Raw genomic sequence first — 18,048 nt, 5'->3', positions numbered from 1 at the left:
AGGAGACTTGAGGATTGTACAAATAGAACTTCAACTACTGATTAGTGCGGTATTCATCTTATTGTTTCACAGCGTGAATATTGCAGGAAGGGGTTAGAATGGTAAAGGGATTATTCACATCCTGGACCGGCATGGTAAATGAACAGAAGCGCCTTGATGTCATAACAAATAATCTGGCCAATGCTTCTACAGTAGGTTATAAGAAAGATGGTGTAACAAACCAATCTTTTAAAAATCTTTTAACCTACAAAATAAAAGATGTTTCTGAAAATTATTCTAATAAAAAGATTGGTTCAATGAGTCTGGGTGTTAGAATCGGTGAGGTGTATACAGATTATAACCAGGGGTCCCTGCGAAGCACAGGCAATACCTATGACTTTGCTATTCAAGGCTCCGGTTTCTTTAATGTAACCACCACTGACAGTGCAGGAAATCAGACAGTTAAATATACTAGAGATGGTTCTTTTACAGTGAATCAGGATGGTAAGCTCATGGACGTGAGCGGAAATACACTGATGGGAGAAGGCGGAGAAATTACGATACCTTCCGATGCTGCAGAAGTAAGGGCGGATGAGAGCGGTAATATCTATGCAGATGGTGTATTTATTGATAAGATAAAGCTTACAGATTTTACAGATTATAATTATCTGAAGAAACAGGGAGACAGCTTTTATCTGGCTCTTGACGGTGCAACACAGTTAGACAGTACGGCAACCATTCAGCAGGGATATACAGAGCAGTCTAATGTTAATGTTGTAAGAGAAATGTCCAACATGATTGCCATAACAAGAGCTTATGAAGCAAATCAAAAAGTGATACAGACCATTGACGGTTCTCTTGAGCAGGCCGTAAGCTCCGTAGGTAAGGTATAATACGAGAAAGGATAAACTTCTATGATGCGTTCACTGTGGACAGCAGCTTCGGGTATGATCTCTCAGCAGACAAATGTTGATACCATATCAAATAATCTGGCTAATATTAACACCACCGGATTTAAGAAGGAAACTGCTCAATTTAAATCATTGTTATATCAGACAATTCAGAATAAATCAACAGACAGTACAGGCGAAGCAAAGCCTGTGGGAGCACAGACAGGTCTGGGAGTTAAAAATTCTGCTATCGTCTCCCAGTATACCCAGGGATCTTTGAAGCAGACTGAAGGAGATTATGACTTTGCTATACAGGGTAATGGTTTCTTTATGGTACAGACAGCCGATGGTAGTATTGGATACACCAGAAGCGGTACATTTGGCCTTTCAGTAGGAAGTGATGGTATAACCCTTGCAACCACAGAAGGGTATCCCGTACTTGATACAGCAGGACAACCTCTGGTGTTTGACAGCACCATCGATGCTTCTTTGCTCGAGGTTGATGAATATGGAAATTTTCTTTATCCCGATGCATCCGGTAATCTGGTAACTACAGGTAAGCAGATAGGAATTGCTCAGTTTAATAATCCGACCGGTCTTGAGAAGACTTCCAACAGTATAATGTTAGAAACAGCAGCTTCTGGAACAGCCAGAGTTGAAGGGCAGGATGCAACGTTAAAAAGGAGCACTGTGAAAAGAGGATATTTGGAGAACTCTAATGTACAGGCAGCAAATGAGATGGTAGATCTTATTGTAGCCCAACGAGCTTATGAGATGAATTCCAAGGCCATTAATGCAGCAGATGAAATGCTTCAGCAAGCGAATAGTCTTCGCAGATAAGGAGGCTACAAATGAGTATAGGAATCGCTAATAATTACTCCGTAGAATCAGCTCTTGCTCAAACACAGGCAAAGCAGAGTACTACGAAATTACAAGAAACGCTGACCCAGGATCTCAGCAAGGCTACTGATGATGAATTAATGTCAGTATGTAAAGACTTTGAATCCTATCTGGTTGAACAGATGTTTAAGGAAATGAAGAAAAGTGTTGGGTCAGAAGAAGACCAGGGGGAATATGTTTCCTACTTTGGTGATATGCTATATGAAAAATACGCTGATGACCTTGTAGAGACTGGCGGCATGGGAATTGCCCAGATGCTGTATGAATCCATGAAACGTAATATATAATGAATAAATATGATTTTTCTTGCGCCTAGAGAATTTCTGTATTGCATTTCTGTTATGAAATGGGGTATAGTTGTTTTCTAGGCGTTATTTATAAGTTTAAAAACATTTCACACTTTCTATTTAGCAGAATTGCAAACAGGAATGAGGTATGCATGGATTGCAGCAGTACCACTTTAAAAGCAGATGTGGTATATAGGAGTGTCAGAATAAATCTGTTATAAAATAGTTGAAGTCTAAAGGCAGGTGAAATATTATTGGCTGAAGAATTAGAAGGGTATGTAGATCGAATCGTATTCCGTAATGCTGAAAATGGCTATACAGTATTAACCCTTACAAAAGAAAAAGAAGAAATTACCTGTGTGGGAACTTTTACTTTTATCAATGAAGGGGAATTTATACACTGTACCGGCAAATACACTGCACATCAGCTATACGGGGAACAATTTCTGGTGGAGACCTATGAATTCAAGGAGCCGGAGGATTTAGACTCTATGGAGAAGTATCTGGGCTCAGGGGCTATTAAAGGAGTAGGAAGTGCTCTTGCGGCACGTATAGTAAGAAGGTTTAAGGCAGATACTTTTCGTATTATGGAGGAAGAGCCTGAGCGATTGGCAGAAGTAAAAGGTATCAGTGACCATATGGCAAGAGAAATCGCTTCTCAATTTAATGATAAAAGAGATATGAGAGGAGCTATGATATTCCTTCAGCAATATGGGATTACCACAGCTCTGGCTGTTAAGATATATAAAGAATATGGAATGCGAATGTATCAGGTGATAAAAGAAAATCCATATCGACTGGCAGAAGACATTAATGGTGTTGGTTTTAAACTGGCAGATGAAATAGCTGCGAGAGTAGGTATCGGAACAGAGTCGGATTACCGTATCAAAGCAGCCATCTTATACGTACTGGTGCAGGGAACTACAAATGGGCATGTTTATCTGCCGGAGGATATATTATACCGGAAAGTATGTGAGCTTCTCGGTATCTCCCCCAAGGGATTTGAAGATCAGATAAGTAATCTTTCTATGGAGAGAAAGGTTATTATTAAGACCGAAGGCGAGCAGAAACTTATATATGGTGCAAGCCTTTATTATCTGGAATTGAACACTGCTAAAATGCTAAGTGATCTTAATATAAAATATGAATTGCCTCTTCTTGAAATTGAACGCCGGTTAAAAACAGTAGAAAAGCAATTTCAGATAGAGCTGGATGAATTGCAGCGGACAGCTGTTATGGAGGCGGCAAAAAATGGTGTCCTGATTGTAACGGGAGGACCAGGTACCGGTAAAACCACCACTATTAACGCGATTATTCGTTTCTTTGAAGCGGAAGGAATGGACTTGTTATTAGCTGCACCTACAGGAAGAGCTGCTAAACGTATGACAGAAACAACCGGTTATGAAGCCAGGACAATTCATCGGCTTTTAGAAATCTCCAAAATGTCCGGTGATATGGAGAACAAGCTGGTATTTGAACGTAATGAAGGGAATCCTTTGGAAACCGATGTAATAATTATTGACGAGATGTCCATGGTTGATATCAGCCTGATGCATTCCCTCCTGCGTGCCATTACGGTGGGAACCAGGCTGATACTGGTAGGTGATGTTAACCAGCTGCCTTCTGTGGGGCCTGGAAATGTTCTTAAGGATATCATTAATTCCCATGTATTCAATGTAGTAAAGCTTACAAAGATTTTTCGTCAGGCAAAAGAAAGTGATATCATTGTCAATGCTCATAAAATAAACGATGGAGAGCAGATTGAGCTTAACAATAAGTCAAAGGACTTCTTTTTATTAAAAAGAGCAGAAGTTAATGATGTAGTAGGTGTTACTATTGCTTTAGTAAGAGATAAGATGCCAAAGTACGTAAATGCTTCTCCTTATGATATTCAGGTATTAACCCCCATGCGTAAGGGTGAGCTGGGAGTAGAGAAATTAAATGGTGTGCTTCAGCAGTATTTGAATCCGCCATCTGCCGATAAGAAAGAAAAGGAATTCCATAATACAATCTTTCGTGAAGGGGATAAGGTCATGCAGATCAAGAATAATTATCAGCTTACCTGGGAGAGTAAGAGTAAGTACGGCATAACCAATGAAAGCGGCACTGGAATCTATAACGGGGATACAGGTATCATCCGGGAAATCAACCACTTTGCGGAACAGCTGACCGTAGAATTTGACGAAGGCAGGCAGGTTGAGTATCCCTACAGTCAGTTGGAAGAATTAGAGCTGGCATATGCAATTACCATCCATAAATCCCAGGGAAGTGAGTATCCGGCTGTTGTCCTTCCGCTGTTAACCGGGCCCAGGATGCTTCTAAACCGTAATATTCTCTATACTGCTGTAACCAGAGCGAAAAATTGTGTTACCATTGTAGGGAATTCAGATACTATCCAGTTTATGATTGATAATGAAAGTGAGCAGAGAAGGTACTCTGGCCTTGCAAAACGCATCAATGAGCTGGAAAAAAAATAAAGTCAACTAAAATAAGTAAAATAGGAAATATATAGTAATTATTAAAAAAATTAGTGCGTATTCATCCTGTATAAGGTATAATTTAAATACAATAATATAAGTAAGGGGCTTAAATAAGTCTTTAAAGTATATATGGGTGAAGGCAGAAATGGAGGAGATAATGAAAAAAACAGCATTAGTTATTATGGCAGCAGGTCTTGGCAGCAGATTTGGTGGTATTAAGCAGTTAGAACCTGTGGGAGTAAGCGGCGAGATCATTATGGACTATTCCATATATGATGCGATAAAAGCAGGGTTTAATAAGGTAATATTTATCATAAGAAAAGATCTCGAAAAAGATTTTAAAGAAGTAATAGGCAATAGAATAGCTGAGAAGGTAGAGGTGGAGTATGCTTTTCAGGAGTTGACAAATTTACCTGAGGGATTTTCCGTACCGGAAGGCAGAACAAAACCATGGGGAACCGGACAGGCAGTATTAAGCTGTAAGGGACTTATAAAAGAACCTTTTGTAGTAATTAACGCAGATGATTATTATGGCAGCGAAGCCTTTGTAAAGGTGCATGATTATTTGGTGGCAAGTGAGAATGAGGGTGATTACTGTATGGCCGGTTTTATCCTTGGGAATACCTTAAGTGAAAATGGTACTGTTACAAGAGGTGTATGCCAGGTTAACGCCGAGGGCAATCTGATTGATATTAAAGAAACCAAAGCCATTGAGAAAAAGGGCACAAACGCAATTGCTATTGAAGATGGCGTGGAGACGGAGCTTGCGTTAAGTACCCCTGTATCTATGAATATGTGGGGATTTCAGCCGGGCTTGTTAGCAGATCTGGAGGAGGGTTTCGTAACTTTCCTAAAAGAAAATGGTCAGGAATTAAAATCAGAATACTTACTTCCCGAGGAAGTAGGAGACTTGATTAAGAAGGGTAAGGCATCTGTAAAAGTCCTTTCGACCAATGACAAATGGTTTGGTGTTACTTACAAAGAAGATAAGCCTATTGTTATGGAATCAATTAAAGAACTTGTAAATAAAGGGTTATATCCAACAAAGTTGTTCTAAGGAGCCTATATGTTCAACTCGTTGCTGGATATCCTTTACCCTCGCAGATGCCCCGTATGCTCTGAAATCGTAGATGTACGGGGAGAACTATCCTGCAAAGAATGCCGTAAAAAACTTATTCTTATAGAGGAACCGAAATGTAAGTGCTGCGGCAAACCAATGGAACAAGTTAATAAAGAATACTGTTATGACTGTGAAAAGAAGAGCCGTGATTTTACCAGAGGCATAGCTCTATGGTTATATAACAAAGAAATGAAGAAATCCATGGCTGAGTTTAAGAATTATGGAAGAAGAGAGTATGCTGCATTCTATATCGAAGAGCTGTTAAAAACATATAGGGAGGAGATGGAGGAAATCTCACCGGATGCTTTGATCCCGGTCCCTATTCATAAAAGCAAGTTATTGGAAAGAGGGTATAATCAGGCAGAGGTATTAGCCAGGATTTTAGGGGATAAACTGGAGATACCAGTCTTATCTGATCTGCTTATAAGAAAAAAGGATACGCTTCCCCAGAAACAACTCAATGATAAGGAACGTACGCTGAACCTGGCAGAAGCATTTGACTTTTCCCTCACAGAAAGAAACAGTTTTCGTAATAAGCTAAACAAAGTACTTTTAGTAGACGATATCTATACTACAGGCAGTACAATTGAAGCTTGTTCCAGAATACTCAAAAAAAATAGTATAGATGAGGTTTACTTTGTCACCGTATGTATTGGAAAAGGTTACTAAGGAGGATTGCAATGGATGTTAGAAATTGTAAAAGCTGCGGTAAGATATATAATTATATAGGAGGTCCGCCTTTATGTCCCTCCTGTCTTAAGGCTCTTGATGACAAATTCGATCAGGTAAAACAATACATTTATGATAACCCAAGAGCAGGAGTTCAAGAAGTAGCGGAAGCGAATGAAGTAACTACGATGCAGATTCATAAATGGATCAGAGAGGAAAGACTTGCTTTTACGGAGGATTCCATGGTAGCGTTGGAATGCGAGATGTGCGGTGCTTCCATTCGAACAGGACGTTTTTGTAAAAACTGCAAAGATAAGCTGTCCAGCCATTTCGGCAGTCTCTATGAGGACATTTCGGAAGAGAAGAAGAAAGAATTTAAGGAGAAAGAGAAGAAAATGCATTTCCTTCAAAGAGGAGGAAAATAAATAGCTTCAATATATATAAGGTAAAATATAAAAGTTCCGATACCTCGTAGCTGCCTGGGATAACAAATTTTTGCAGGGATGGGGTAATCGGAACTTTTACTAGCTTTAGCTGTTCTGTTAGTTTTCCAGAGCTTCAATTCCATCAGCGGTTATTCTAATTTTCTGCTCTTTCATAAGTCTTCCGATCGCGCGCTTAAAAGCATTTTTGCTTAAGCCGAATTTTTCGGAGATAATAGCGGGATCGGTTTTATCGTGATAAGGCAGAGAACCGCCGGCCTCAGTTAGCAGCCTGTATATAATTTCTGCATCGGAATCAATCTGAACAGGAATAGCTTCCTGAAGGCTTAGATCAAGCTTGCCGTCTTCTTTAACAGCTGTAACTCTTGCCTCTACACTGTCACCTGGTTTCAGAGGTCGTTTTAATTCCTTTTGTGGAATTAATCCGCTGTAGAGATTATCAACAGCTACAAAAGCACCGAAGTTACTGCTTATCTCATAAACGGTTCCAAGAACTTTGTCGCCTTTCTTATAAGGGGAATCCTGTCTTAGATATTCATACACCTTCATTGTGGCACAGAGACGGCTGCTTTTGTCAATATATAAGGCAACCAGTACCTGTTCTCCTGTATGAACTCTTTCAGTCTGTTCCTTAAAGGGAAGAAGCAGATCCTTGGCCAATCCCCAGTCTAAAAAGGCGCCGATGGTAGTCACTTCCTTTACCTGCAGAAGAGCAACTTTGCTCAGAGCAACCTTACTCTGCGTAACTTTGTTATCAGAAATGCTATTTTGATCAACAGCACTTTCAGTACTCTGGCTATCAAGCGCATCGCTCTCATCAACTTGATGAATTTCCGGTCTGCTTACCTCGATTCCGCTTAAAGTCAGTTTTGGCGTAAGGGTCGTCGCTATTGGTCTGTCATCAGAATCCTTATAAATAAATACGGATATCCTGTCACCGGTTTTTAAAGTTTTTGGAACCTGAGCTTTGGGCAGCAGGATACGTTCGTCAGTAGTGTTACCCGGTTCCTTCAGATAGACACCGAAATCAGTACTTTTTATCATTTCTAATTCTTGTATTTCACCTAATTTTATCATAAGACCTCCTCTTGGTTATGCGGTGTATTCAATAATGGTATATGGTTTCCTGGCTGCATCGGCAAGTACGATGGTAAGAGCACTTTCGCTCTGATGAATCAGAGGGATTATTATATCACCCATAACAGCTGATCTTCTATATTCTGCCCTCATACCGGCAGGTTTAAAATTATCGGGAATAAATTCTTCTGACATACGGATATATTCACCATTATTTACGTGATTATTTGTATCCAGATTTCTTCTGAGAACCGGAAAGGGAGTACTTTCCATTAGGTCGTCAGGAAGAGAAATCTTGCGAGGGGCATAATCCATAGGATAAGGCTCCTCGGGTTTATAGGCTCTGGCAACAGCTTCATCAATCTTAACAGGACGGTTATTTTCCGTGTCCATATATATCCAGATAGAATTTGCGTTAGCACAAACTTTACCCTGTTTATCTTCTATGAGAAAATTTCGGTAACCATACATAGCATTGAAATCATATGCCCAGGTGGATACTTTTATATCTTCACCGAATACAGGGAAACGAGCAACCTGGATCTGCCAGGCATTCATTAACCAGATACGGTGTCTTTGTTCCAAGTCATCAAAACCCTGTCCCACTGATTCTGAATGAAAGAGACTGCAGTCTTGAAAATAGTTAATAATTGAGAAAAAATCCAGTTCCTTATTGCTGCAGACTTCGCTGTAGCGTATTCTGCTGTTAAAACTGTACATATATAACCTCTTTTCTGAATATCCTATCCAAGCAGACAACCTGTTATTTGCCTGCTGGAACTTATATAAACATGTTTAGCCCATATGTCTAATTGTACCATAAGTAATGGAATTATGATAGAAGTTCTTTCATGTTTCCCTGGTTGTCCGCATAAAAATGAATTAATGATGCATTTTTTATAAAAAATAGTGAAAAACCTTTCGGTATAGTATATAATAGTTCTTAATATGAATAGACGGAGGTTATATAAATGAAGAAAATAGTAAGCACAACAAATGCACCTGCAGCAATCGGCCCTTACTCACAGGCTGTTATCATTAACAACATGGTTTATACCTCTGGTGTAATTCCCATTAATCCTGAAGACGGAACCATTGTGGAGGGAGATATAAAGAAGCAGGCAGAAAGGGTTCTAAAGAGTCTTTCCGCATTGCTAAAGGACAGCGGTTCGGATCTCACGAAAGTAGTAAAAACAACAGTATTTATAAAGAACATGGAAGATTTTCCCACCATAAATGAAGTTTACGCCTCCTATTTTACAGAGAATTATCCGGCGCGTTCCTGCGTTGAAGTTGCAAGACTTCCTAAGGATGTCCTCATAGAAGTGGAAGCAGTGGCGTATCTATAAGAAGAAAACAATATCGCGGATAGTCTGCGAAGGGGTTATATTTGAAAGGAAGGACTTTTTTGGACTCGATAGATTATTATAATAAGAATGCTAGTCTTTATTTTGAGAACACAGTAGATATCAATACAGAAGAAAACAGAAACAAATTCATGTCAGCCATACCAGAAGGTGCTGCAGTATTAGATCTTGGCTGCGGTTCCGGAAGGGACAGCCTGGAGTTTATCGAAAGCGGATATGATGTAACAGCCATTGACGGAGCAGAAGAGCTCTGTGAGCTTGCTTCCATCCATATTGGACAGGATGTACTCTGCATGCAGTTTGACGAGCTGGATTTTGATGAAGTATTTGATGGGATATGGGCCAGTGCGGCACTGATACATATCTCCCCGGAGGAATTAAAAGGGGTCTTTGAAAAAGTCATCAAGGCGTTAAAACCCGGTGGAATATTATATATGTCCTTTGGGCATGGTGACTTTACAGGATATCTTAACGGGAGATACTTTCAGAATTTTAAGACAAAAGCGATGAAGGATTTCCTGGCCGGTTACGCGGGACTTGAGCTTCTTGAAATATGGAAGAGTACAGAGAACCTTGGAGAAGCAAATCTTGACGAATGGCTGCATATCATAATAAAAAAGCAGGAAGAGAAGCAGGAGTAAGTTTATGAACCAAGTAAAATCGGTTAACAGAGTGTTCCTGGCAACAGTATTGATTACTTTTGCCGGAATAATAATTAATCCCTGGGTATATGATAGAACAAATAACATTATTTTTGCTCTGATAATATCTCAGCTGCTATTGATCATACCTTCTGTAATTTACCTTATAAAGAGTAAGGAGGGGCTCTCTCAGGCAATTGGATTCCATAAGATAAGCGTCGGAAATGTGGTGTTGTTGGTTATTCTGACCTTCCTGATCATGCCTCTTATGGGATTGATAAATTCAATATCCATGCTTTTTGTCAGAAACGATACAACGGCTGTTATTGATAATCTTATAGGTAACAATGGATTTTGGATAAGTCTCCTAATGGTTGCTGTCGTACCGTGTATATTTGAAGAAAGCGTTTACCGAGGTGTATTGTTTCAGAATTACCGTAAAGCCAATCCCTTGAAAGGTATTTTTATCAGCGGATTGTTATTTGGACTGATTCATCAGAATTTTAATCAATTTTCTTATGCTTTTGTACTGGGTATGATATTTGCGCTTATTATAGAAGCAACAGGCTCTATCCTGTCAACAATGATAGTTCATTTTATTATAAACGGAACCTCAGTGGTCAGCCTTACCCTGTACCCCAAGCTTTTAGAACTGTCCGATGGAATGACCGGTAACGGTGTAAGTCAGGAAGAGGTAATGCAGGCAGCAGCAGAAATTACACCTGTGTATATAATTTCGGTGTTATTACCCCTTGCAGTGGTATCCACTGTTATTGCTTTCTTTGTATTCCGGGTGCTTGCTGATAATTCAGGAAGATGGGAGCATATAAAAAGCATTTTTAGAAAAAAGGAACCTGTGGCAGAGAATGGAGATGAATCTGAGAAAGTACGATTTGTCACACCCAGCCTGGTAATTGGAATCATTGTCTGTATTCTTATTATGATTGCCAGTGAACTGGCAGGAAGCGGAGCAAATGAAGCAGCCTCCAGAGAAGGATATACAACAGTCATTTTAGGATTTATATACAATATTAAGAATTATCTGATATAATATGTTGCAGTCAGATATTCTAAAATCGCGAAGAATAAAAGGTGCAGTAGCTTTAAAAAGTTCCTGATAAGGAACAAATCAGCGGACTGCAGTTAAAGAAAGATAGAGAAGCTGCCTGACATTCCTGTTACCAACAGGTAATATGATGCAGCTTCTCTCTTTTGATAATTTAGGGCTTTTCTTTTTTGTAAAATGTGATACAATATAGATGCAATTAAATTGTAAGCAATTAATAAGCAAATGTATATCCGTTTTTACATCAGGGTATTATAAGTTCAATGAATGGAGGATTTATCATGGGTAAGATATATGAGTTGGCTGTTATCGGATCAGGCCCGGCAGGATTAACTGCGGCACTTTATGCTGGAAGAGCAGAACTGGATACAGTTGTAGTAGAGAAGGCACCAATAAGCGGAGGGCAGATAATTAACACTTATGAAGTTGACAATTATCCTGGCATACCTGGAATCAGCGGTTTTGAGCTGGCAACCAGATTCAGGGAGCATTGTGATAAGATGAATCTGCCTTTTGTAACCGGTGAAGTGAAGGACTTCCAGTTAGAAGAGGATATTAAAGTCATAACCTTGGATGATGGAACTGTTATACGCTCAAAAACAGCCATAATTGCAACAGGTGCTAATCCCAGAAAACTGATGGTAGAAGGTGAGGAAAGACTTGCGGGCATGGGAGTATCTTATTGTGCTACCTGCGACGGAGCTTTTTTCCGAAATAAAGTTACAGCCGTAGTCGGCGGCGGAGATGTAGCAGTGGAGGATGCAATCTTCTTGGCAAGGTTATGTAAGAAAGTATATGTTATACACAGAAGGGATGAATTCAGGGCAGCCAAGACCTATATCAGTAAACTGTTATCCATGGAGAATGTGGAAGTAATCTGGGATAGTGTAGTAGAAGAAATTAACGGCGGCGAAGTCGTTGAGAAAATACAGGTTAAGAACCTAAAAAGCGGAGATAAGAAGGAATTGGCGGTGGATGGTATATTCATTGCAGTAGGTTATAATCCCAGCTCAGAGGTTTATAAAGATGTGCTTGAACTGGCACCCGGCGGATATATCAAAGCGGATGAATCTGGAATAACAAATGTTCCGGGTGTATTTGCAGCGGGAGATATTCGAACAAAAGAGTTAAGACAGATAATAACTGCAGCTTCCGATGGCGCAAATGCAGTTACCGGGGTTGAAAAATACCTTAATAGTCTGTAAAAATAAATATATATAGACAATTTGTAACATTTGAGACGGTTTTACGAATATGAACAAATAAAGCTTAAAATATGTTAAATTATGCGTTGACAGCAGTAGTATGCTTTGATATAATTATCACAGGATATTTAATAAATTTGTAACATTTCATGATGATTATAATACGCGATAACATATATTTAATTTCTATTTAATTATTTGTCACATTCGAGAAAACCGTAAGGAGGTTACATATCAAATGCTTAGAAGTACTGCTGTTAAAGCATCCTTGTGTACAGCTGCGCTGCTCTTTTCGTTAGGAATGGGAGTGAAGGTTCAGGCAGCGGAGAGTGCATCAGATGTTGGTTTGGCAGGTATTATGCCTGCTCTGGATAATTATTATGTAGCTACAGCCACTGAGGAGAAAGGCGAAGCAGAACAATTACTTGAAACATTGGTAAAACAAAAGGACGAGCCAAGCAGCAGTGAAGTGGAAAAAGTGAAATCACCTTACGAAAACTTAGGAATTTCCATAGCCAATGACTATGTTAATATTCGAAAGGAACCCAATACGGACAGTGAAATTGTCGGTAAGCTCTACAGAGGATGTGCTACAGATATCCTGGAAACAAAAGGCGAATGGGTAAAGATAAAATCCGGTAAGGTCAAAGGTTATATCAAATCAGAATTTCTTGCAATCGGTGAAGAAGCGGAGAAGCAGGTAGATGAATTTGCAGATAAGTATGCTACTGTTGATACGGAAACATTATTTGTAAGAGAGAAGCCAACGAAAGATAGTGCCATAACAACTATGATACCGCTCGGAGAATCTTATTATGTAACCAAAGAATACGACAAGTGGGTAAAAGTTGAAATCGATGAAGGCGAGACAGGTTACGTATCAAAAGATTTTATTAAATTGGATGTAAAATTCAAATATGCTATTTCAATAGAAGAAGAGATGGCCAAGCTTGCTGCAGAAGAGGCAGCGAAGAAGGCAGAAGCGGAAAGACTTGAACAATTAGCAAGAGATAAAGAAGCTGAGAGACAGAGACAAGCGGCAGCTAATGCAGCCGCCAATTCCAACAAGAGCAATGGTTCCAAGAATTCAAGCTCCTCCAATTCCGGTTCTTCAAGCTCATCAAGCTCAAGCTCCTCAAATAATTCTGCATCCGGTTCAGGAAGCGGAAGTACAATAGCAAATTATGCATTAAACTTTGTTGGAAATCCCTATGTTTGGGGTGGGACAAGCTTAACAAATGGTGCAGACTGTTCCGGATTTGTACAATCTGTGTATGCCCATTTTGGTTATAGTATTCCAAGAACCTCCAGAGATCAGGCCTCAAGTGCAGGTTATGAAGTAAGCATCAACAATGTGCAGCCTGGAGATTTAATTTTTTATACAAATTCCAGTGGCTCAATTAATCACGTTGCCATGTACATTGGAAATGGTAAGGTTGTTAATGCCAGCACAGCTAGGACAGGAATCAAAGTATCCAGCTACAATTACCGTTCTCCTTATAAGGTAAAACGAATCGTAAAATAGTAAACAGTATATAAGTACCGCAGATAGGTTACACTATCTGCGGTACTTTTTATGTACTCGGAGATTGCCTTATTATAGAAAAAGCTCTGTGGGATGAATTTTAGGAACACTTAAGACAGATTGCCATATGAATGACGGTAAAACAACGTTCGAGTCTGTAAAATCAGAACAAAAATTGGAATTATACGCTGTTTCCGAACCCATTTACTACCTGGGTATAGTGAAATGGTGCGTTATGTAATACCAAAGGGCAGGAAGATACAGATCTTTTTTGCCTCCCAATATACCCATGCCAGATACCAACAGTTCCATGTGCATCTGGATTGAAATGAAAAATAACATTGCTGTTCTTATTTCTTTCAGGGAGGCAAGGCTATGACTGGCAAAACCTTTGTTATTCATTTAATTTTCTAAAAAAGAGCCTCAAAATAATCATTTAATAGAATTTTTTGATAATTGTTCAAAATCAGCTTATTTGCGGAATAAAGAAATCTGGAGTGAATTTTATTGACAAAAGCTAAAATATACAAAATGCACAAAATCTAGTTTGGAGACTAAGTTAATTAATGGAAGCAAAAAAGTTGGCCGAGTTTATCCAAAAGTTATCCACAATAAAAAAGGCCTATTTTTACTCATAAAAAAAGTTATACACGGAGTTATCCACATTATCCACAATTTTTAACCACTATTGTGGAATCTGGAGGGGATGTCAAGGTAGAAAATTTGTTTTGTAAGTTATGATAATATAAAAATTATGTAAATTACCTTTTGTAAAATGGTATAATTTGTAACTGTCAAAAAATTATCACATATGACGTACAATGAATGAGAATTCGCGAACAATTTAAGATATAGTAGCTACAAGTTACCAAGTAGGAAGAATTCTTAAAGGGAAATAACTTGTCACAAATTCTGGGGTGTGTTATAATAATGTTAAGCCTAAGTAATATTAAGCTTAAGCATTAAATAAGTTAAAAGGAGTTGATTCGAATGCGTTACATTATAAGTGGCAAAAACATCGAAGTGACAGAGGGTCTTAAGACAGCTGTATATGAGAAAATCGGTAAACTAGAAAGATATTTCACTCCTGATACTGAAATCCATGTAACGATGAGTGTGGAAAAAGAAAGGCAGAAAATTGAGGTCACTATCCCAATGAAGGGTAGTATGGTAAGAGCAGAGCAGACAAGCACTGATATGTATGTATCCATTGACCTGGTCGAAGAGATTATTGAACGTCAGTTAAGAAAATATAAGAATAAATTAATCGAACAAAAGCAGGCAACCATTAATCTTAATCAGGAATTTATTGATGATTCCTATGAAGAAGAGAACAATATTAAGATATTCCGTACAAAGAGGTTCGCCATTAAACCCATGGATCCCGAAGAAGCTTGTGTACAGATGGAACTCTTAGGACATAATTTCTTTGTATACAGGAATGCTGAAACAGATGAAGTAAATGTTGTGTATAAACGTAAAGGTAATACTTATGGTTTAATTGAACCTGAATTCTAATACGTGGAATAGAAATAACGAACCATTAGGCTGGTTAATAATTATTCTCATGGTGTTGGATTCTGAATGAAGCAAATTAAAAATGATTACAGGGGGGCTGTTTTTACAGCCCCTTTTTTTGCCTGTTATCGTCTTTTCTTACAAAAAGGTTGATTACTAACTGGGGAAATGATACAATGTATTTTATGAAAAAATTATTTTTACCGGAATTGACTTAGTATCCATTGAAATAAATACAGGAGTGAATAGTATGAGTCTCGTAACGAAAATATTTGGTACACACAGTCAAAGGGAAATAAAGCTTATTACGCCCATAGTTGACAAGATTGAAGCATTGGAACCCTCTATAAAGGTATTGTCCGATGCGGAACTAAAAAACAAGACCGCAGAGTTTAAAAACAGACTGAAGAACGGTGAAACACTGGATGATATCCTTCCTGAAGCCTATGCAGTAGTGAGGGAAGCGGCTGTAAGAACCCTTGGGTTAAGACATTTCCGTGTACAGCTCTATGGTGGTGTTATTCTGCATCAGGGAAGAATTTCAGAGCAGAAGACCGGTGAAGGAAAGACACTTACCTCTACGCTTCCTGTTTACTTAAATGCTCTTGAAGGTAAAGGTGTTCATATCGTAACCGTAAATGATTACCTTGCAAAGCGTGACTCCGAGTGGATGGGCCAGATACATGAGTATCTGGGCTTAAAAGTTGGCGTTATCTTAAACAGCATGGACAATGACCAGAGAAGAGAAGCATATGCCTGTGATATCACATATGCGACCAACAACGAATTAGGTTTTGATTACCTGAGAGATAACATGGTTATCTATAAGGAACAGCTGGTACAAAGAGGACTTAACTTTGCAGTAATCGATGAAGTTGACTCCGTTTTAATCGATGAAGCCAGAACTCCTCTTATCATTTCCGGACAGAGCGGCAAATCTACAAAATTATATGAAGCCTGTGATATTCTTGCCAGACAGCTTACAAAAGGTAAAGTCAGCGGTGAACTTACAAAGATGGCTGCCCTTATGAATGAGGATGTGGAAGAAGAAGGCGACTTTATTGTTAATGAAAAAGACAAGTTAGTGAATCTCACGGCAGAAGGTGTTGAAAAGGTTGAGAACTTCTTTAAGATTGAGAACCTTGCAGATCCTGAAAATCTTGAGATTCAGCACAACATTATCCTTGCTCTTAGAGCCCATAACCTTATGGCAAGGGACAAAGATTATGTGGTAAAAGATGATGAAGTACTTATTGTAGACGAATTCACAGGGCGTATTATGCCCGGAAGAAGATATTCTGATGGACTTCATCAGGCTATTGAGGCCAAGGAAAAAGTTAAGGTAAAGAGAGAGAGCAAAACACTTGCCACTATTACTTTCCAGAACTTTTTCAATAAATACAATAAGAAATGTGGTATGACCGGTACTGCTCTTACAGAAGAGAAGGAGTTCCGTAATATTTATGGAATGGACGTTATTGAGGTTCCTACCAATGTAGCTGTTGCCCGTGTTGACAGACAGGATGCAGTTTATAAGACGAAAAGAGAGAAACTGAATGCTGTAGTCGATGAAATTGTAGAAGCTCACAAGAAAGGTCAGCCTGTACTTGTTGGTACGATAACCATCGAAGCATCTGAAGAATTAAGCGATATGCTTAAGAAAAAGAATATACCTCACAAAGTCCTCAATGCGAAGTTCCATGAGTTGGAAGCAGAAATCGTTGCCGATGCTGGACAGGCAGGTGTTGTAACCATTGCAACCAATATGGCCGGCCGTGGTACCGATATCAAGCTTGGAGAAGGTGTCGTAGAAGTAGGCGGACTTAAGATAATTGGTACGGAACGTCATGAATCCAGGCGTATTGATAACCAGTTAAGAGGACGTGCAGGACGTCAGGGTGATCCTGGTGAGTCCCGCTTCTATATTTCCCTGGAAGATGATTTGATGAGACTCTTCGGTTCCGAACGTCTCATGACAATGTTTAACTCCCTGGGACTTCCGGATGGAGAACAGATTGAGCATAAAATGTTAAGCTCTGCCATTGAAAGAGCACAGACTAAGATAGAAAATAACAACTACGGTATTCGTAAGAATCTGTTGGAATATGATCAGGTTAATAACGAGCAGAGAGAAATCATCTATAAAGAAAGAAGAAAGGTACTTGACGGCGAGAGCATGAGAGACACGATCTTTAAGATGATAACTGATACAGTCGAAGACTGTGTAAATACCTGCATCAGTGATGATCAGTTGCCGGAAAACTGGGATTTAGAAGAACTTAATAACATGCTTCTTCCTATAATTCCTTTGGAGCCTATCGTATTTGATGCCCAGGAGCTTGATCGCTTGAAGAAAGCATCCTTAATTCAGAAACTGAAGGAGGACGCAGTAAAATTATACGAGGATAAAGAGGCTGAGTTCCCTGAAAAAGAACAGCTTCGTGAAGTTGAGCGTGTTATTTTATTAAGAGTAATCGATCGTAAATGGATGGATCATATCGATGATATGGATCAGCTGCGTCAGGGTATTGGCCTTCAGGCTTATGGACAGAGAGACCCTCTGGTAGAGTTTAAATTCATGGGCTTTGAGATGTTTGATGAAATGACCAATGCAATCAGAGAAGATACCGTGAAGGCACTTATGCATGTCAGAATTGAGCAGAATGTTGAAAGAGAGCAGGTTGCTAAGGTTACCGGTACCAACAAAGATGAATCTGTTGCACAGGGGCCTGTAAGACGTGCCACAAAGAAAGTTCAGCCAAACGATCCCTGCCCTTGTGGTAGTGGTAAGAAATATAAGTTCTGCTGCGGAAGAAGTTAGTATTACTTTGCGTAAATTAACGGAAAGCGGACGATGCTTTGCCTGAGCCAGATGAGTACT

16 protein-coding genes are annotated in these 18,048 nt (G+C 39.2%); 14 read left to right on the top strand and 2 right to left on the bottom strand.

The genetic code is table 11. The features are described 5' to 3' along the window. The first annotated feature begins 98 nt into the window (after window positions 1–98). From R2R35_RS10485 to R2R35_RS10455, 7 genes are all read left to right on the top strand, one after another. A complete protein-coding gene (locus tag R2R35_RS10485) occupies window positions 99–872 on the top strand; it encodes a flagellar hook-basal body protein (RefSeq protein ID WP_317734471.1) in 774 nt (257 codons plus the stop codon). Window positions 873–893: 21 nt separating this feature from the next. Next, a complete protein-coding gene (locus tag R2R35_RS10480) occupies window positions 894–1,709 on the top strand; it encodes a flagellar hook-basal body protein (protein WP_317734470.1) in 816 nt (271 codons plus the stop codon). Window positions 1,710–1,720: 11 nt separating this feature from the next. Then, window positions 1,721–2,056 carry a rod-binding protein gene (locus tag R2R35_RS10475; protein WP_317734469.1) on the top strand — a complete coding sequence of 112 codons (336 nt, stop codon included), beginning with the start codon at window positions 1,721–1,723 and terminating at the stop codon, window positions 2,054–2,056. 254 nt (window positions 2,057–2,310) lie between these two features. Continuing rightward, complete coding sequence (gene recD2, locus R2R35_RS10470; RefSeq protein ID WP_317734468.1) at window positions 2,311–4,533, top strand: SF1B family DNA helicase RecD2; 2,223 nt, start codon at window positions 2,311–2,313, stop codon at window positions 4,531–4,533. A 160-nt stretch (window positions 4,534–4,693) separates the two neighbouring features. Beyond that, entirely contained in the window at window positions 4,694–5,593 is a 900-nt protein-coding gene (locus R2R35_RS10465) for a nucleotidyltransferase family protein (protein ID WP_317734467.1), read from the top strand. 9 nt (window positions 5,594–5,602) lie between these two features. Then, on the top strand, window positions 5,603–6,325 hold the full coding sequence (locus R2R35_RS10460; RefSeq protein WP_317734465.1) for a ComF family protein: 723 nt from the start codon (window positions 5,603–5,605) through the stop codon (window positions 6,323–6,325). Window positions 6,326–6,336: 11 nt separating this feature from the next. Beyond that, a complete protein-coding gene (locus R2R35_RS10455; RefSeq protein WP_317734464.1) occupies window positions 6,337–6,750 on the top strand; it encodes a flagellar protein in 414 nt (137 codons plus the stop codon). A 117-nt stretch (window positions 6,751–6,867) separates the two neighbouring features. On the opposite strand, the gene R2R35_RS10450 is transcribed toward R2R35_RS10455, so the two are convergent. After that, the gene (locus tag R2R35_RS10450; RefSeq protein ID WP_317734463.1) at window positions 6,868–7,845 is read right to left on the bottom strand and encodes a CvfB family protein; all 978 of its coding nucleotides are present in this window, start codon (window positions 7,843–7,845) and stop codon (window positions 6,868–6,870) included. Between the two features lie 15 nt (window positions 7,846–7,860). Beyond that, on the bottom strand, window positions 7,861–8,565 hold the full coding sequence (locus R2R35_RS10445; protein ID WP_317734462.1) for an acyl-[acyl-carrier-protein] thioesterase: 705 nt from the start codon (window positions 8,563–8,565) through the stop codon (window positions 7,861–7,863). 251 nt (window positions 8,566–8,816) lie between these two features. Between R2R35_RS10445 and R2R35_RS10440 the strand changes: the two genes are divergently transcribed. From R2R35_RS10440 to secA, 7 genes are all read left to right on the top strand, one after another. Beyond that, the gene (locus R2R35_RS10440; RefSeq protein WP_317734460.1) at window positions 8,817–9,194 is read left to right on the top strand and encodes a RidA family protein; all 378 of its coding nucleotides are present in this window, start codon (window positions 8,817–8,819) and stop codon (window positions 9,192–9,194) included. Window positions 9,195–9,253: 59 nt separating this feature from the next. Beyond that, entirely contained in the window at window positions 9,254–9,853 is a 600-nt protein-coding gene (locus tag R2R35_RS10435; protein WP_317734459.1) for a class I SAM-dependent methyltransferase, read from the top strand. Between the two features lie 4 nt (window positions 9,854–9,857). Continuing rightward, a complete protein-coding gene (locus R2R35_RS10430) occupies window positions 9,858–10,904 on the top strand; it encodes a CPBP family intramembrane glutamic endopeptidase (protein WP_317734458.1) in 1,047 nt (348 codons plus the stop codon). Between the two features lie 296 nt (window positions 10,905–11,200). Then, window positions 11,201–12,124, top strand: a complete 924-nt coding sequence (trxB, locus tag R2R35_RS10425; RefSeq protein ID WP_317734457.1) for a thioredoxin-disulfide reductase — start codon at window positions 11,201–11,203, stop codon at window positions 12,122–12,124. A gap of 238 nt (window positions 12,125–12,362) precedes the next feature. Beyond that, on the top strand, window positions 12,363–13,649 hold the full coding sequence (locus tag R2R35_RS10420; protein WP_317734455.1) for a C40 family peptidase: 1,287 nt from the start codon (window positions 12,363–12,365) through the stop codon (window positions 13,647–13,649). 990 nt (window positions 13,650–14,639) lie between these two features. Continuing rightward, window positions 14,640–15,167 carry a ribosome hibernation-promoting factor, HPF/YfiA family gene (gene hpf / locus R2R35_RS10415; protein ID WP_317734454.1) on the top strand — a complete coding sequence of 176 codons (528 nt, stop codon included), beginning with the start codon at window positions 14,640–14,642 and terminating at the stop codon, window positions 15,165–15,167. Window positions 15,168–15,417: 250 nt separating this feature from the next. Beyond that, window positions 15,418–17,988: a preprotein translocase subunit SecA gene (gene secA / locus R2R35_RS10410; protein WP_317734453.1), complete on the top strand. Its 2,571-nt coding sequence runs from the start codon at window positions 15,418–15,420 to the stop codon at window positions 17,986–17,988. Window positions 17,989–18,048 lie beyond the last annotated feature (60 nt).

The sequence above is a fragment of the Anaerocolumna sp. AGMB13020 genome (assembly GCF_033100115.1).
Lineage (GTDB): Bacteria > Bacillota > Clostridia > Lachnospirales > Lachnospiraceae > Anaerocolumna.
Note: the sequence above shows the minus strand (reverse complement) of the source record. Positions and strands in the feature narration are given on the sequence as shown.

What these genes read in the sequence shown, in the direction of transcription:
- R2R35_RS10485 (WP_317734471.1), top strand. Translation starts at nt 99, where the DNA reads ATGGTAAAGGGATTATTCACATCCTGGACCGGCATGGTAAATGAACAG.
- R2R35_RS10480 (WP_317734470.1), top strand. Translation starts at nt 894, where the DNA reads ATGATGCGTTCACTGTGGACAGCAGCTTCGGGTATGATCTCTCAGCAG.
- R2R35_RS10475 (WP_317734469.1), top strand. Translation starts at nt 1,721, where the DNA reads ATGAGTATAGGAATCGCTAATAATTACTCCGTAGAATCAGCTCTTGCT.
- R2R35_RS10465 (WP_317734467.1), top strand. Translation starts at nt 4,694, where the DNA reads ATGAAAAAAACAGCATTAGTTATTATGGCAGCAGGTCTTGGCAGCAGA.
- R2R35_RS10460 (WP_317734465.1), top strand. Translation starts at nt 5,603, where the DNA reads ATGTTCAACTCGTTGCTGGATATCCTTTACCCTCGCAGATGCCCCGTA.
- R2R35_RS10455 (WP_317734464.1), top strand. Translation starts at nt 6,337, where the DNA reads ATGGATGTTAGAAATTGTAAAAGCTGCGGTAAGATATATAATTATATA.
- R2R35_RS10450 (WP_317734463.1), bottom strand. Translation starts at nt 7,845, where the DNA reads ATGATAAAATTAGGTGAAATACAAGAATTAGAAATGATAAAAAGTACT.
- R2R35_RS10445 (WP_317734462.1), bottom strand. Translation starts at nt 8,565, where the DNA reads ATGTACAGTTTTAACAGCAGAATACGCTACAGCGAAGTCTGCAGCAAT.
- R2R35_RS10440 (WP_317734460.1), top strand. Translation starts at nt 8,817, where the DNA reads ATGAAGAAAATAGTAAGCACAACAAATGCACCTGCAGCAATCGGCCCT.
- R2R35_RS10430 (WP_317734458.1), top strand. Translation starts at nt 9,858, where the DNA reads ATGAACCAAGTAAAATCGGTTAACAGAGTGTTCCTGGCAACAGTATTG.
- trxB (WP_317734457.1), top strand. Translation starts at nt 11,201, where the DNA reads ATGGGTAAGATATATGAGTTGGCTGTTATCGGATCAGGCCCGGCAGGA.
- R2R35_RS10420 (WP_317734455.1), top strand. Translation starts at nt 12,363, where the DNA reads ATGCTTAGAAGTACTGCTGTTAAAGCATCCTTGTGTACAGCTGCGCTG.
- hpf (WP_317734454.1), top strand. Translation starts at nt 14,640, where the DNA reads ATGCGTTACATTATAAGTGGCAAAAACATCGAAGTGACAGAGGGTCTT.
- secA (WP_317734453.1), top strand. Translation starts at nt 15,418, where the DNA reads ATGAGTCTCGTAACGAAAATATTTGGTACACACAGTCAAAGGGAAATA.